Below are 14458 nucleotides of genomic sequence, written 5' to 3'. Positions count from 1 at the left end.
CCTTCAGGCCGCGGCGGCAAAGCCGGTGACGTCGACGATGCGGTCGGCAATCAAATGACGGATTTCGTCGTCATGGACAATGGCAACCATGGCGACGCCCTGACGTTTCTTTTCAGCGACCAGCTCGACCACCACGGCGCGATTGACCGCATCGAGCGAGGCGGTCGGCTCGTCCAGCAGCAGGATCGGCAGCTCCGAGATGAAGCCACGGGCGATGTTCACGCGCTGCTGCTCGCCGCCGGAGAAGGTCGCGGGGGGAAGCTGCCAGAGCCGTTCGGGGATGTTGAGACGATGCAGCAGCTCGCCGGCGCGCGCCTGTGCGTCTGCCCGGCTCATGCCATTCGCGATCAGCGGCTCCGCGACGACGTCGATGGTGGCGACGCGCGGCACCGCGCGCAGGAACTGGCTGACATAGCCGATGGTGGAGCGGCGGATGTTGAGCACCTGGCGTGGCTCGGCGGTGGCAAGATCGACCACTTTGCCGCGATGGCGGATGCCGATGCAGCCGCTATCGCAGCGATAATTGCCGAAGATCATCTTCAGGATGGACGACTTGCCGGCGCCCGACGGCCCCGACAGCACGACGCACTCGCCTGGATTGACCTGGAAGGTCACGCCACGCACGACAGGCAGCTCGATGCCGCCCTGCAGGTGCATCGTAAAGGTCTTGCCGGCGTCAGTGATGTCGATCATGGCGGTCATTGGAAAGCTCATATCGTAAAGTTCATGGCGGCAGGATCGAGGAGACGAGGAGCTGGGTATAGGGCTCGCGCGGGTCGTCGAGCACCTGGTCCGTGAGACCGGTCTCGATGACGCGGCCGCCTTTCATCACCATCACGCGGTGCGACAAGAGGCGCGCCACCGCGAGATCGTGGGTGACGATGATGACGGCGAGGTTCAGCTCGGCGACGAGGCTGCGCAAGAGATCGAGCAGGCGCGCCTGCACCGATACGTCAAGGCCGCCGGTCGGCTCGTCCATGAACACGAGCCGCGGCTCGGTAACGAGGTTGCGGGCGATCTGGAGGCGCTGGCGCATGCCGCCGGAATAGGTGCGCGGCGCATCGTCGATGCGCGCGACGTCGATCTCGACGCGCGTCAGCCAATCCGACGCGGTCTCACGGATGCGGCCGTAGTGATTCCACCCCACCGCCATCAGCCGCTCGCCGACATTGGCGCCGGCCGAGACTGCCATGCGCAGGCCCTGCGCGGGGTCTTGATGCACAAAGCCCCAATCGGTGCGGAACAGGAAGCGGCGCTCGGCCTCGCCGAGCGTCGTGAGATCGCGGGTGACGCCATCACGCATCCGATAGGACACATGGCCTGCACTCGGCGCGAGCTGGCCCGACAGCATCTGCAGCAGCGTCGATTTGCCGGAACCGGATTCGCCGACGATCGCCAGCACCTCGCCGGGATACAGGGAGAACGAGACGTCGCGGCAGGCATTGATGCGGCCAAACGACTTGCTGAGCGATTTTGCGATCAGCAGCGGCTCGTCGTTTTCGACCAGATTCTGATCAGCCATTCGCGGCCTCCTGCGCCTTCTCCTTGTACGGCGCGGCACTGAGGCTGCCGTGATGGCCGGCGGCCTGGCGGCCCTCGCAATAATCGGTGTCCGAGCACACGAACATGCGCCCGCCCTTGTCGTCGATGACGATCTCGTCGAGATACGAATTCTCCGCCCCGCAGAGCGCGCAGGGCGCGTTGAAGCGGTAGGGCTCGAACGCGTGATCCTCGAAATCGAGCGACACCACCTGCGTGTAGGGCGGGATCGCGTAGATGCGCTTCTCGCGGCCGGCGCCGAACAATTGCAGCGCCGGGGAATTGTCCATCTTGGGATTGTCGAATTTCGGCGTCGGCGACGGGTCCATCACGTAGCGCGCATTGACCTTGACCGGATAGGCATAGGCGGTGGCGATGTGGCCGAAGCGCGCGATGTCCTCGTAGAGCTTCACATGCATCAGGCCGTATTCGGCCAGCGCATGCATGCGCCGCGTCTCGGTCTCGCGCGGCTCGAGGAAGCGCAACGGCTCGGGGATCGGCACCTGATAGACCAGCACCTGGTTCGCGCGCAGCGCCGTCTCGGGGATGCGGTGACGGGTCTGGATCACGGTTGCTTCGTCCGTCGCCGTCGTCGTCGCAACGCCCGCCGTCTTGGCGAAGAATTTGCGAATCGAGATCGCGTTCGTCGTGTCGTCGGAGCCCTGGTCGATCACCTTCAGCACGTCCTGCGGCCCCAGGATCGCGGCCGTGACCTGCACGCCGCCGGTGCCCCAGCCATAGGGCATCGGCATCTCGCGGCTGGCGAACGGCACCTGATAACCGGGGATCGCGATCGCCTTCAGGATCGCGCGGCGGATCATCCGCTTGGTCTGCTCGTCGAGATAGGCGAAATTGTAGGCGGGCGCGTTCATTCCGCGGCCTCCTTCATGGCATCGGGCGTATTGGCATCGGCGAACTCCTGACGCAGCTTTCGGAGCAGGCCGAGCTCGGACTGGAAGTCGACATAGTGCGGCAGCTTCAGGTGCTCGACGAAGCCGGTCGCCTGGACGTTGTCCGAATGCGACATCACGAACTCCTCGTCCTGCGCCGGTGCGAGCGCCTCCTCGCCGAGCTCACGGGCGCGCAATGCGCGGTCGACCAGCGCCATCGACATGGTCTTGCGTTCGCTCTGGCCGAAGGCGAGGCCATAGCCGCGGGTGAAGCACGGCGCCTCGGTCGCCGAGCCCTTGAACTGGTTGACCATCTGGCACTCGGTGAGCTCGATCGCACCGAGCGGCACGGCGAAGCCGACGTCTTCCGCGACGAATTCGACCTCGACCTCGCCGAAGCGGATCTCGCCGACGAAGGGATGGTTGCGGCCGTAGCCGCGCTGGGTGGAATAGCCCATCGCGAGCAGAAAGCCTTCGTCACCGCGCGCGAGGTTTTGCAGGCGCAAATCACGGTCCGCGGGGAAATTCAGCGGCTCGCGGGTGAGATCGCCGACGCTGGCGCCGTCCTCGGCTTCCGGCGATGATTCGATCAGCCCGTCGCGCCCGAGAATGTCTGTCACGCGCGGCGTCGGCGCGGTGGAGGCTTCGGCCGCAGCCGGCCTCTCCGGCACAAAACCTTGGGCGAGCGATGGATCGAGCAGGCGGTGCGTGTAGTCGAAGGTCGGCCCCAGGATCTGGCCGCCGGGAATGTCCTTGAAGGTCGCCGACACCCGCCGCTGCACCCGCATGGTGCCGGTGTCGACCGGCTCGCTGGCACCGAAGCGCGGCAGCGTGGCGCGGAAGGCGCGAACCAGGAAGATCGCCTCGATCAAATCGCCGCGCGCCTGCTTGATCGCAAGCGACGCGAGCTCGCGGTCATAGAGCGAGCCTTCGCTCATGACGCGATCGACGGCCAGGCCGAGCTGCTCCGAGATCTGGTCGAGCGTGATTTCCGCAACGCTCTGGTCGCCGCGCCGCTTATGCGCGAGCAGGCGATGGGCGTTCTCGATGGCGCGTTCGCCGCCTTTGACTGCGACATACATGCTTCTAGCTTCCCTTGCTCACGACGCGCGTGGTGCGGGGGATCGCGACCACGGCGTCATCGGCGACCAGCACCACATCGATGCCGCGCGGAAACAGCGCTTCGTTCATATTCAGGCGCTCGAACAGGTCGAACGGCTTGATCGACGCTTGTAGCGTGGCGACCCCGTCGATGCCGGGGCCGCGCAGCTCGAAGCTGCGCCCGGAGGCGAGGCTGTCGACCTGGACGATCACCGTGGTCGAGCGGTCCGGATACTCGCTGGTGCCGAACGCGAAGGATTCGAACGAGGGCAAGGCGCCGCCGTCACCGATGAGCGCGAACGAAGCGATCGACGAATCCTGCACGACCGGCGCGCCGGTGTGAAACTTCAGCCACTTCGTCACGTCCAAGCTTTCCGCCATCCGTGTATCGAGCCAGAGCGGCGTGTCGTGATCGAACAGCGTCAGCGCGATCGCGGCGGTGCCGCGCATCATCGTATCAGGCGCGCCCGCCATCGGAACGATGCGCTGGACCGAGCCCGGCCGCGCCATGGCGTCCATGACCGAGCGAAAGGTCGATTGCGCCGACAGCACCTTGTCGGCGAAACCGGGCGGCAGCTCCGCAATCGTGGTCATGATCTCACCCCTCACCGCGCACCATGGTGTAGAAATCAACCTTCGTCGCGGCGGCCGCTGCCGCCGCCTGCTTGCGCCTGACCATAAGCTGCTCGCGCAACGGCGCGATAACGTCGCGCTCCACCGCTCCGCCGAAATCGCGGGACTGCACCAGCGCATCGCACAGCGCAATCAGCCGCGCCTTCTCACCGTCGCGGCCGAGCGTGTAGCCGAACCCGACCTCGCCGCTCGCAAGCCGCACCGCGGCGCGCGACACCGTCGCTTCGCCGAGATTGAACGGCGCGCCGTCGCCGCCGACCCGGCCGCGCAGCATGACGAGGCCGTTCTCGGGCGTGCGCAGATCCTGATGGTCCGGGAGGGACAAGTTGCGGAGGCGAGCGGCGATCTCGCCCGCCTCCGCGTGCGCCAGCACCGCCATTGCGGCCTTGCGCTGGGCTTGCTGGTCGTCGTGCTGGGTCACCTGGTCCATCGAACCTTCTACAGAACTTGCCGCACCGAAGTTGTCTATGATAATAGACAACTTCATACGGACGCGCCATGACTGTTTCGTGACAATGCTGTGACTTCTGGAGTAGGTTTCCCGCGACATGAGCATGCAGGACACAGCCTCCTCGGGCGTCGCGCTATGGCGCCTCGTGGCCGATGGCATCGAGCGCGGCATCGCCGACGGCCGCTTTGCGGCCGGCGACAAATTGCCGGGCGAGATGGAGATCGCCGAAACCTATCGCGTCAACCGCCACACCGTGCGGCGCGCGCTGGCAGCGCTTGCCGAGCGCGGCCTGGTGCGTGCCGAGCGCGGCAGCGGCACCTATGTCGAGGCGCAGAAGCTCGCTTATCCCCTGCGCTCGCGCACGCGGTTCTCCGAGATCGTCGGCGCCGATGGCCGCGAGCCGCACGGCCGGCTGATCGAGGCGACCGATGACGTCGCGACACGCGAGCTCGCACGAGAGTTGGGATTAAAGACCGGCGCGCCGCTGGTGCGGATCGAGGCGATTCGCCTCGCCGATCGCACGCCGATCTGTGTTTCCACCACCTGGCTATCGGCGGAGCGGTTTCCGGAGGCGGGCGCCGTGTTCGCGGCAACGCGTTCGATGACGAAGCTGCTTGAGCATTTCGGCGTCCGCGACTATCGCCGTGGCGCAACGAGAATCACCGCAGGGATCGTCGACGCGAGCGACGCCGCACGGCTCGATCTGGCGCTGGGGCGGCCGATCCTGGTGGTCGACGCCACCGACCATGATCTCATGGGCAAGCCGCTGGTGACGAAGCACTCGCGCTTTGCGGCAGAGCGGGTGGAGTTTTTGGTGGAGAACGCTTAGATCAGAGCGTTTTCCAGCGAAGCCTGCCCTCGGACTTGATCCGGGGTGGAAACGATTTGCGTCGAGAAAACGCGTCAAAACAAAAATCAGAGCTCCGTTCCGATCCAATCGGAACGGATAAGACTGCAGTACGACGTTAGGCGACCGTCCGCTTGCCGATGATCGCGAAGCGCAGCTTGCCGGAAATCCAGTCGATCGACGATACAGTTACCAGGATCAGCAGGATCAGAAACGATACCTTCTGCCATTCCAGCACCCGGATCTGTTCGGCAAGCTGAAGGCCAATGCCGCCAGCGCCAACGATTCCGATGATCGTCGCCGATCGCGTATTCGACTCGAAATAGTAGAGCACCTGGCTCAGCAAGACCGGGAACACCTGCGGCAGCAATCCGAAGCGGACGCTGTGGAGATGGTTGCCGCCCGATGACCGAACGCCTTCCGCGGGGTTCTTCTCGGCGACCTCGATCGCTTCCGAGAACAGCTTGCCGAACGTTCCGAAATCGCTGCAGATCACGGCCAGGATGCCGGCAAACGGCCCCAGCCCCACGACGCCGACCCAGATCAGTGCCCAGATCAAGGTATCGACTCCACGGATGGTATCGAGGCCACGACGGGTCAATAGGCGGATGATCCGGTTTGCAACCACGTTGCGCGCCGCCAGCAGGGATACCGGCAGCGCGAGCAGCGCGCCACCCAGCGTGCCGAGAAACGCGATCGACACCGTCTCTCCGAGCGCATACAGATATTTCAGGACCTCCGCCCAAGAACCCGGGCTGGGCGGCAACATGAGCTGGACGAATTCGCCCAGCCTGACCATGCCCTGGGAGAGCCGATTAAAGGGAATATCGAGCTGGACGATCCCGAACAGGAACAGCCCGACCGCCCCGCCGACGAGTATTGCGATCCTTCCCCGCTGCCACCAATCGGTCCGGAAGACGTCGGGATACCGTTCGGCAATGCCGGCCCGGTTTTCAAAACTGAAGGAGCTCATCGGGTGCTTCCCTCCAGCCCGAGCAGGCGGTGTCGCAACCGTTCCGTCAGGAAGTCGATCAACATGACGGTAAGGACGATGAGCAGCAGGATGGCGCTGACGTCGGTGAAGTAGAACTTGCGAACCGCCTCGATCAGATCCTGACCGATCCCGCCGGCGCCGACGAAGCCCATCACGGCGGCGCCCCGCACGTTGATCTCGAACCTGAGCAAGGCATAGCTCACGAAGTTCGAGAGGACCTGAGGTAACGCGCCGAACCGAACGACCTGAACCCAGCTGCCCCCGCTTGCCGCCACCCCTTCGACCGGCTTGCTGTCGATGTTCTCGACAACCTCGGCGAATTGCTTGCCCAACGCTCCGGCGGTATGGATTGCAATCGCCAGAACGCCCGGCAGCGGCCCGAGACCAAAGGCCAGCACGAAGATCAGGGCAAACACGATCTCCGGCACGGTCCTGAAAAACTCCAGAACGCGCCGGGTGACGAAAACAGTCGTTCCTGATTTCACGAGATTGGCCGAGGCGAGGAAGCAAAGCGCGAAACCGCACAGCGCACCCGAGAGGGTGCCCATATAGGCTATCAGCAACGTATCCCCGAGAAGCCGTGCCCAGCGCGGCAATCCCCACAGCCACTCCGCCAAATCGCTCCATGCGGTCGCGAACGAAAATTTGGGTGCGATGCTGAGGAAATAGGCCGGGAAGCGCCAGAAATTCTCGACAAAATTTCCGAGACTGACCTCGCCCATCCAGCCCGCGGCAATGGCAACGGCGATCAGGACGGCGGCACCGAGCCATACGCGGCGGCGCTTGGCGGCAATTGCGGCCGCATAGCGATCGCCAAGCTCACGCAGCCTGGCTTCCGGAAATTCGGGAACTGCTGTTCGCATGGGATGTTCGGAAGAGCCGACGGGCAGATCTTGCGATCTGCCCGACTTGTCCAACCCTTCGTTTCCCTCAGGATTTCTGCTTGCGAATGCTGTCGACAAACTTGGTCAGTTCGATCACGGCGTCATACGCCTTGTGGTCGACCTCGACGTAGGGCAATTGCTTCCCCTCGTAAATCTTGTCGAAAGCCGCCTTGTCCTTCACCGCAATTTCCAGCACGGCTTTCTTGATCGCCGCCTTGAGGTCGTCAGGCAGGCTGCTGAGATAGGCCATCGGCGAGTTCACGATCTGCTCGGACTTCATGATGATCTTGAAATCCGCGGCCTTCGCCATGCCCTTCCGTTCCATCCGGAGCAGGTTCGATTCCTTCTCGTCGTTCCACCAGTTGAACGCCGCGTCGCAGGTGCCCTGGGAAAGCCCGATCACCGCGTTTTCATGGCTCCCCGAATAGACCACCTTGGCGAAGAACTTTTCCGGGTCGATGCCCATCTTGTTCATCGCGAAACGCGGCACGTTGTTGCCGGAAGTCGAATTGGGATCGACGAGGCAGAGGTTCTTGCCTTGCAGGTCCTTAATGTCCTTGTAGCTCGAATCGCTTTTGACATAGAGAACCGAGTAATAGCCTTTGGTGCCGTCGCCGTTCACCTCGATCGCGAACGGTTCGACCTTCGCGCCAATGATGTAGGCACGCGCGTAGGACGCCGGGCCGTACATCGCAATGTGAATGTTTCCTGCACGCTGACCTTCGATCACCGCGGCGTAGTCGTTGGCGATGCGCAGCGTGACCTTGGTTCCAAGCTCGCGGGACAGGTACTCCGTCAGAGGCGTCCAGCGGTTGGTGGTGCCGGAGGCATTCTCGTCGGGGACTTTTGCGAAGATCAACTCAGGATATTTCGCCTTCCAGTCCTGCGCCGCAGCGGCTGAAACTGAAAATGCCAGGGCCGCCGCAGCGGCAACGATCGTACGACGGTCTATCATGACGTCTCCCATTTCAAGGTTATGAAACTGTCGAGTTCCGGCTCTACGCTAGGCTCGATTTAAAGAAGCAGCGATCAGGCCACGGCAACCGTGCGGAGGGCAGGAACTGCTGTGCCGACCGATGCATCCGCGGGCGCAACATCCATGACTTCATTCGCCTCGAGATCGTACAGCTCGCGCGCGATATGATCGGTCAAGGCCGCCGGCGCGCCGTCGAACACCACGCGTCCGGCCGCCATGCCGATCAGGCGGTCGCAATAGCTGCGGGCGAGATCGAGCGAATGCAGGTTGCAGAGCACGGTGATACCGAAATGCTTGTTGATGCGCAGAAGCGCATCCATCACGATCTTGGTGTTGCGGGGATCGAGCGAGGCGATCGGCTCGTCGGCAAGGATAATGTCGGGCTGCTGAACCAGCGCCCGCGCGATCGCCACGCGCTGCTGCTGACCGCCCGAGAGCTGGTCGGCGCGCTGGGCCGCGATGGCAGCCATGTCGAACTGCTCGAGCGCCGACATCGCGATGGCCTTGTCTTCTTCGGGCCAAAGCTGCAGCAGCGACCGCCATGTCGGCACCGTCGACAGCCGCCCCATCAGCACATTGGTGAGGACGTCGAGCCGGCCGACGAGGTTGAACTGCTGAAAAATCATCGCCGACCGCGCACGCCACTGCCGCAGCTCCTTGCCGCGCAGCGCGGTGACGTCGACGCCTTCGAACAGGATGCGGCCTTCGGAGGGCTCGATGAGGCGGTTGATGGACCGCAGCAATGTCGACTTGCCGGCGCCGGATCGCCCGATCACCCCGACGAAGCCGCCAGGGGAAACTTGAAACGAAGCATCGTCCACAGCGGCCTTCGCGCCGAAGCGACACGTCAGACCTTCAACCACCAGCATCGAGGGGCTCCAGAGTAGCTGGAGCCAACCGCTAACGCCCGTGGTTAACACTTGTGTGACAAGGCTGCTGCAGTGCGGCCATCCTACGCACGTCATCCCCTGTCATCTCATTGTCACGACACCGTCATCCGGCCGCTCGAAGAAAGACTCCCGCCCTCGCACTTCGGATGCAACATGGCCAAAGCTCTTTCGGTTCAGCCGACCGTCGATCCCTCGGCCAAGCTGCATGAGACCAGGCTTGGCGCCTACACCGAAGTCGGCGCGCGCACGATCCTGCATGAAGTCGCGATGGGCGATTATTCCTATGTCGTGAACGATGCGCAGATCACCTACGCCACCATCGGAAAGTTCTGCTCGATCGCGGCGATGACCCGCATCAATCCCGGCAACCATCCGATGCATCGCGCCACTCAGGCGCATTTCACTTACCGATCCAGCGCCTATTTCGAAGGTGAGAGCGACGATCTCGAGTTCTTCGACTGGCGCCGCCGGCATCACGTTCATATCGGCCATGACGTCTGGATCGGCCATGGCGCGATCGTGCTGCCGGGCCGCAACATCGGCACCGGCGCGGTGATCGCCGCCGGCGCGATCGTCACCAAGGACGTGCCGGCCTACAGCATCGTCGCCGGCAATCCGGCCCGCATCGTGCGGCGGCGATTCTCGGAGGAGATCGCCGGACGGCTCGCAAGGCTTGCTTGGTGGGACTGGGATCACGACAAGTTGCGCGAGGCGCTGCCCAATTTCCGCAAGCTCGGGATTGAAGATTTCCTCTCGGCATACGAAGCAAAAGCGAGCTCACTCGCCAATTCTCCTGCCAGCAAACGAAGCGCGGTCGCGTGACAGACATATTCATCGAAGGCGGCCGGGCCCTGATCGGCGCCGAGCTCGTCGAAACCTCCCTTCTCGTCTCCGGAACAGACATTGCAGAGGTCGACGCCTCTCGCGGCCGGGCGCGGCTGGCGCTGGATGCCCGTGACCTGCTGGTGCTGCCCGGCATCGTTGATCTGCATGGCGATGCCTTCGAGCGCCAGATGATGCCGCGCGCCGGCGTCGACTTTCCGATCGACGTCGCGCTCGCCGACAGCGACCGCCAGGCGATCAGCAACGGCATCACTACCGTGTTTCACGCCACAACCTGCTCGTGGGAGCCGGGCCTGCGCAGCGCCGACAATGCGCGCGGTCTGATGGAGGCGATCGAGCGGCAGCGTCCTCAATTCGCCGCCGACACCCGCTTCCACCTGCGGCACGAGACCTTCAATCTCGATGCCGAAGCGGAGATCGCAGAGTGGCTCAGCGAGGGCCGCGTCGACCTGTTCGCCTTCAACGATCATATGGACGGCGTCGTTGCCGACATCTCCAACCCACGCAAGCGCAACCGCATGGTGGAGCGCACCGGTCTGTCGAGCGAAGAATTCGACCGGCTGGTCGAGCGCGTGGTCTCGCGCGCCGACGAGGTGCCCGCCTCGGTGTCACGCCTGGCCGCCGCGGCCCGCGGGGCCGAGGTGCGGATGCTCTCGCACGACGATTCGAGCCCGGCGATGCGCCGGGACTTTCGCGAGCTCGGCGCCTTGATCGCGGAGTTTCCGATCAACGAGGAGACGGCGCAGGCTGCGGCCAGCCACGGCGATGCCATCGTCTATGGCGCGCCGAACGTCGTGCGCGGCGGCAGCCACACCGGCTGGACCAGGGCCTCCGACATGATCGCAAAGGGGCTCTGCTCGGTGCTGGCGTCGGACTATTACTATCCCGCGCAGCTGCTCGCCGCGTTCCGCCTGGCCGCCGATGGCGTGATGCCTCTGGCTCAGGCCTGGGATCTGGTCTCCGCCGGCCCGGCGCGGGCAACCGGCCTCACCGATCGCGGCCTGCTCGCGGAGGGACGCCGCGCCGACATTCTCCTCGTCGACGACAGCGTGGAGCTGCGGCCGCGGCTGATCGCGGTGATCTCAGGCGGCAGGCTCGTGCATCTCACCGACGCGACGCGGCTGCTCACCGCAATGGCGGCGCCGCGCGAGACTGTCGTCGCGGCGTAAATTGGTTATGCTGAGGCAATGACAGGTTTCCCCCGCTACGCGATCTATTATGCCGCAGGCCGCGACAGCGCCCTCTCCCGCTTCGGCGCCGAGCTGCTCGGCTATGACGCCTACAGCGGCGGCGAGATTTCGTTTCCAGAGCAGGCGCTGCACGCCGCGCCCGACTGGCGCGAGGTCAGCGCCGATCCCCGCAAGTACGGCTTTCACGCCACGCTGAAGGCGCCGATGGCGCTGGCGCCCGGCAAGACCGAAGCCGAGCTGATGGCCGCCTGCGCGGCCTTCGCGGGCAAGACACGGCCAATCCCGGCAATCCGACCGATGGTCGATGCCATCAGCGGCTTCATTGCCGTTATTCCGGCCGAGCCGATGGAAGCGCTCCAGCAACTTGCCGCTGATTGCGTTCGCGAGTTCGACCCGTTTCGCGCCGCGCTGACGGCGGAAGATCGCGCTCGGCGCAAGCCGGAGAAGCTCAGCGAGCGGCAGCGCGATTATCTCGACCGCTGGGGCTATCCTTACGTGATGGAAGAATTCCGCTTCCACATGACGCTGACGGGGCGGCTGGATGCGGAGCGGCGCGGGCCGATCCTTCAGATGCTGCGAACACGGTTTGCGGCGCTGGGGATCGAGACGCTCGCGATCGATCGCATTGCGCTGTTCAGGCAGGATGATGCCAAGGCGCGGTTTCGCATCATCGGCGAGTGGGCTTTGGTGCGGTAGACCTCAGCGCGAGGCCGCAAGATTGAAAGCGAGCGCCACTGCGCCAACCAGAACGAGGCTGGTCGCCCAGACTGCATCCAGGTTGAACCAGCTTCGCGAGACGAACCTCAGTCCCAGATGGCGGTAGACCAGCCACGCCAGACATCCGCCGGCGCCGACCATGGCGGCAACGTGCACCAGCGACACCAGCACCGCCATCCCGAGATTTGCCGTCATCAGCGCGCCCGCCGCCTGATGGCCGGCATCGAGCTCGAAGGCCTGGCAGAGCCCGAGATAGATCGGCACGAGCATCAGGGCAGCGCCGTGAGCGATGGCGACGGCAAATGACCAGAGCACCAATTGCGTCGGCGGAATTCGTGCCAGCGCGCGCGGATGACGCCGGTCGATCAGCCGGTAGACGCCAAAGCCGATGACGAGAAGACTCGCGACGATCTGGATTGGACGCTGCCATTCGGCCAGTACGAGCAGGAAGGCGAACGGCAGCAGCACGAGAAGTGTTGCCAGGAGGTGCCCGGCCGCCAGAGCCCACAGTGCACGGAAGAGCGCGAGGGGGCTCTTGTCCATGAGCCCGGCCGAAACGGCGAGCGGCCATCCCATTCCCGGATTGCCCCCGTGGTAGAGACCGCTCGCAACAAGCGCGAGCCACAGCCAGCCAAGGGCCGGGCTCGCCTGCGTGCCATCTAGACCGACGGGTAGCAAAATGAGTCCGTCGAACAGTCGCCGCCCTCGAGCCTGATCTGGTGCGCGCGATATCCGTCGGGGAAGCCCACGAAATAGTCCTTGTCGAGCTCGAGGCCGCCGTTGCGACCGACATTGGCCATGACTTCCACGCCCGGAACCCCGTCGGGATAGAACTGGTCGTCCCAGGTGGAATAAAGCGAATTGGTCCAGTACACGCGCCGGCCGTCGCGGCTGATCTCGACCATCTGCGGACCCGCCGCAAAGGGCTTGCCGTTCGGATGGGGCGTGCGGCGCGCGATGCCGCCGATGTGGACCGAGCCCGCAAGCTTCGGCTTTCTGGGATCGCTGACGTCGTACTGGCGCATCTCACCCGTGCCCCAGCACGAGACATAGAGAAACCGGTCGTCCATCGACAGGTCGATGTCCGTCACCAGCGGCGGCACGGCGCCAAATCCCTGCAGCAGCGGCGGCAGCTTCTCCTTGGGCGCGGGTTCGGGAGGGATCGTCGCCGTTTTCTCGGCATGGAATTTTCCGCCCTCGCGCCACCAGGTCCAGATCGACGCTTCGAGGTTGGTGGTGTCGACCACGACACCGACGAAGCCGTACTCGCGAACCGGATCGTGCGCGGGGCGCACCTCCAGCGCCATCTGATGATTGGCGCCGAGGTCGATGGTCTGGACGTTGCGACGGGCGCGAAGGTCCCAGAAGTGGAGACGATGGCCATACTTGTTCGCCAGCAGATCTTCCGGGACGATCCCGTTCTCGAACTGCGGCGGTAACGCCCATTCGCTCGTCACCATGTAATCGCGCGGCAGATTCCACCAGAAATCATAATGCAGCGTTTGCGGGCCACGGTCGATCTCCCATCGTCCAAGAACTTCGAACGTCTCGCAATCCATGATGAAGATGCCCGGAGGTCCGTTGGTGCCGTCCTTGCCGCCGCCACCCAGCGTGCTCACGTAAATGCCGTCTGGCCCGCAATGGATCGTGTGCGGTCGCGAGTAGCCGGTCTTCTTGAAGACCTCCTCTGGCTCGATGATCTTGTGGATCTTGGCCTTCGTCGGATCGGGCTTGGTATCGATCACGTAGATCCGCGACGAGCGCAGCCCGGGGATAATGAGGTAGCGCCGCTCGATGAAGGCGTGTCCGGCGAGCGGCGACAGGGCGGAGGAGCAAGCATTCCAGCCGAAATGATGAAACTCATCACCCTTGTTGGGCATCGCTACGGTATGGACGATCTGGCTATAGGTCGGCGATCCCGGCTTGACGTCGATGACCGCGAGAGCATCCGGCTTTGAGAAATCCGGACTGAGCAGCAAGGTGTAAGCAAAGTTCTCCGCAGGCGCTTCCATCGCAAGCTTGGGCGAGGCGTGAAAGGTAGGATCCGGCCTCATCGTCATGGCACTGCCTCCCTGTTCTGTCGGTTTGCACCAACCTGGCTCGGGATAGTGGCAAAAGAAGAGCTGTTGCGCGATGTCCTGAGAATCTCCGCAAGGCGCCGGTTGGCGCGCGTACATTATGCCATCGCGGGGCCATGGGGAACGGCCCGGCACGCGCTAATTCGACGCCTTCAGGCGAAATGGGCATCCCTCGTTCACTTCGAGCGAGGGCGCACAAGTCGCTCCTCGCAGCCTTCGTAGGGTGGGCAAAGGCGCAAAGCGCCGTGCCCACCGCTCTTCCCGAGGGCGCGCAAGTTGGTGGGTACGCTTCGCTTTGCCCACCCTGTACCCTTCTGGCGTTCGGAGGCCAGTCAGTTGGTGTAGGCTGGTCGCCGGGCCGATCCGCCGGGAGCCGCCTTGCCCACCTGTGCCTAGAGCACCGACGTAGGACCCGCGCCCTGGCG

The 14458-nt window shown here is 64.2% G+C and carries 16 protein-coding genes; 4 read left to right on the top strand and 12 right to left on the bottom strand.

Going from position 1 to position 14458, the window contains the following annotated elements; translation table 11 throughout:
• Positions 1–3: 3 nt before the first annotated feature.
• From phnL to phnG, 6 genes are read right to left on the bottom strand one after another with little or no spacing between them, the layout of a single operon-like run.
• Positions 4–702 carry a phosphonate C-P lyase system protein PhnL gene (phnL, locus tag I6F09_RS27960; protein WP_225189541.1) on the bottom strand — a complete coding sequence of 233 codons (699 nt, stop codon included), beginning with the start codon at positions 700–702 and terminating at the stop codon, positions 4–6.
• 22 nt (positions 703–724) lie between these two features.
• Entirely contained in the window at positions 725–1522 is a 798-nt protein-coding gene (gene phnK / locus I6F09_RS27955) for a phosphonate C-P lyase system protein PhnK (protein ID WP_225189540.1), read from the bottom strand.
• Positions 1515–2411: an alpha-D-ribose 1-methylphosphonate 5-phosphate C-P-lyase PhnJ gene (locus tag I6F09_RS27950; RefSeq protein WP_225189539.1), complete on the bottom strand. Its 897-nt coding sequence runs from the start codon at positions 2409–2411 to the stop codon at positions 1515–1517. Before I6F09_RS27950 ends, phnK begins: the two co-directional genes overlap by 8 nt.
• Positions 2408–3511 carry a carbon-phosphorus lyase complex subunit PhnI gene (locus tag I6F09_RS27945; protein ID WP_225172137.1) on the bottom strand — a complete coding sequence of 368 codons (1104 nt, stop codon included), beginning with the start codon at positions 3509–3511 and terminating at the stop codon, positions 2408–2410. The genes I6F09_RS27950 and I6F09_RS27945 overlap by 4 nt, the downstream gene beginning before the upstream one ends.
• 4 nt (positions 3512–3515) lie before the next feature.
• Positions 3516–4124, bottom strand: a complete 609-nt coding sequence (phnH, locus tag I6F09_RS27940) for a phosphonate C-P lyase system protein PhnH (protein ID WP_225189538.1) — start codon at positions 4122–4124, stop codon at positions 3516–3518.
• Between the two features lie 4 nt (positions 4125–4128).
• Positions 4129–4593: a phosphonate C-P lyase system protein PhnG gene (gene phnG / locus I6F09_RS27935; protein WP_225189537.1), complete on the bottom strand. Its 465-nt coding sequence runs from the start codon at positions 4591–4593 to the stop codon at positions 4129–4131.
• A 118-nt stretch (positions 4594–4711) separates the two neighbouring features.
• Here phnG and phnF point away from each other — a divergent pair, with 118 nt between their 5' ends.
• Complete coding sequence (gene phnF / locus I6F09_RS27930) at positions 4712–5443, top strand: phosphonate metabolism transcriptional regulator PhnF (RefSeq protein WP_225189536.1); 732 nt, start codon at positions 4712–4714, stop codon at positions 5441–5443.
• Positions 5444–5579: 136 nt separating this feature from the next.
• Here phnF and phnE (I6F09_RS27925) read toward each other — a convergent pair whose 3' ends face one another.
• The 4 genes from phnE (I6F09_RS27925) to phnC all read right to left on the bottom strand — a co-directional run bounded on the left by phnE (I6F09_RS27925) (position 5580) and on the right by phnC (position 9184).
• The gene (gene phnE, locus I6F09_RS27925) at positions 5580–6434 is read right to left on the bottom strand and encodes a phosphonate ABC transporter, permease protein PhnE (protein ID WP_225126931.1); all 855 of its coding nucleotides are present in this window, start codon (positions 6432–6434) and stop codon (positions 5580–5582) included.
• Positions 6431–7318, bottom strand: coding sequence for a phosphonate ABC transporter, permease protein PhnE (gene phnE, locus I6F09_RS27920; RefSeq protein WP_225127160.1), 888 nt, complete (start codon positions 7316–7318; stop codon positions 6431–6433). The genes phnE (I6F09_RS27925) and phnE (I6F09_RS27920) overlap by 4 nt, the downstream gene beginning before the upstream one ends.
• Before the next feature lie 67 nt (positions 7319–7385).
• The gene (gene phnD / locus I6F09_RS27915; protein WP_109145405.1) at positions 7386–8294 is read right to left on the bottom strand and encodes a phosphonate ABC transporter substrate-binding protein; all 909 of its coding nucleotides are present in this window, start codon (positions 8292–8294) and stop codon (positions 7386–7388) included.
• 74 nt (positions 8295–8368) lie between these two features.
• A complete protein-coding gene (gene phnC, locus I6F09_RS27910; RefSeq protein WP_225144940.1) occupies positions 8369–9184 on the bottom strand; it encodes a phosphonate ABC transporter ATP-binding protein in 816 nt (271 codons plus the stop codon).
• A gap of 174 nt (positions 9185–9358) precedes the next feature.
• Between phnC and I6F09_RS27905 the strand changes: the two genes are divergently transcribed.
• The 3 genes from I6F09_RS27905 to I6F09_RS27895 are packed head-to-tail and all read left to right on the top strand — an operon-like array spanning position 9359 to position 11934.
• Complete coding sequence (locus I6F09_RS27905; protein WP_036026920.1) at positions 9359–10027, top strand: chloramphenicol acetyltransferase; 669 nt, start codon at positions 9359–9361, stop codon at positions 10025–10027.
• Positions 10024–11217, top strand: coding sequence for an alpha-D-ribose 1-methylphosphonate 5-triphosphate diphosphatase (locus I6F09_RS27900; RefSeq protein WP_225172133.1), 1194 nt, complete (start codon positions 10024–10026; stop codon positions 11215–11217). The genes I6F09_RS27905 and I6F09_RS27900 overlap by 4 nt, the downstream gene beginning before the upstream one ends.
• Before the next feature lie 18 nt (positions 11218–11235).
• Positions 11236–11934, top strand: coding sequence for a DUF1045 domain-containing protein (locus tag I6F09_RS27895; RefSeq protein ID WP_225189535.1), 699 nt, complete (start codon positions 11236–11238; stop codon positions 11932–11934).
• A 3-nt stretch (positions 11935–11937) separates the two neighbouring features.
• On the opposite strand, the gene I6F09_RS27890 is transcribed toward I6F09_RS27895, so the two are convergent.
• Both I6F09_RS27890 and I6F09_RS27885 read right to left on the bottom strand, forming a co-directional pair.
• Complete coding sequence (locus tag I6F09_RS27890; protein WP_085969233.1) at positions 11938–12531, bottom strand: hypothetical protein; 594 nt, start codon at positions 12529–12531, stop codon at positions 11938–11940.
• An 83-nt stretch (positions 12532–12614) separates the two neighbouring features.
• Positions 12615–14015: a selenium-binding family protein gene (locus I6F09_RS27885; protein ID WP_225189534.1), complete on the bottom strand. Its 1401-nt coding sequence runs from the start codon at positions 14013–14015 to the stop codon at positions 12615–12617.
• Between the last annotated feature and the right edge of the window lie 443 nt (positions 14016–14458).

It is taken from the genome of Bradyrhizobium sp. IC3195 (genome assembly GCF_020193585.1).
Taxonomy (GTDB): Bacteria; Pseudomonadota; Alphaproteobacteria; order Rhizobiales; family Xanthobacteraceae; genus Bradyrhizobium; species Bradyrhizobium yuanmingense.
This window is presented reverse-complemented; position numbering and strand designations above follow the sequence as displayed.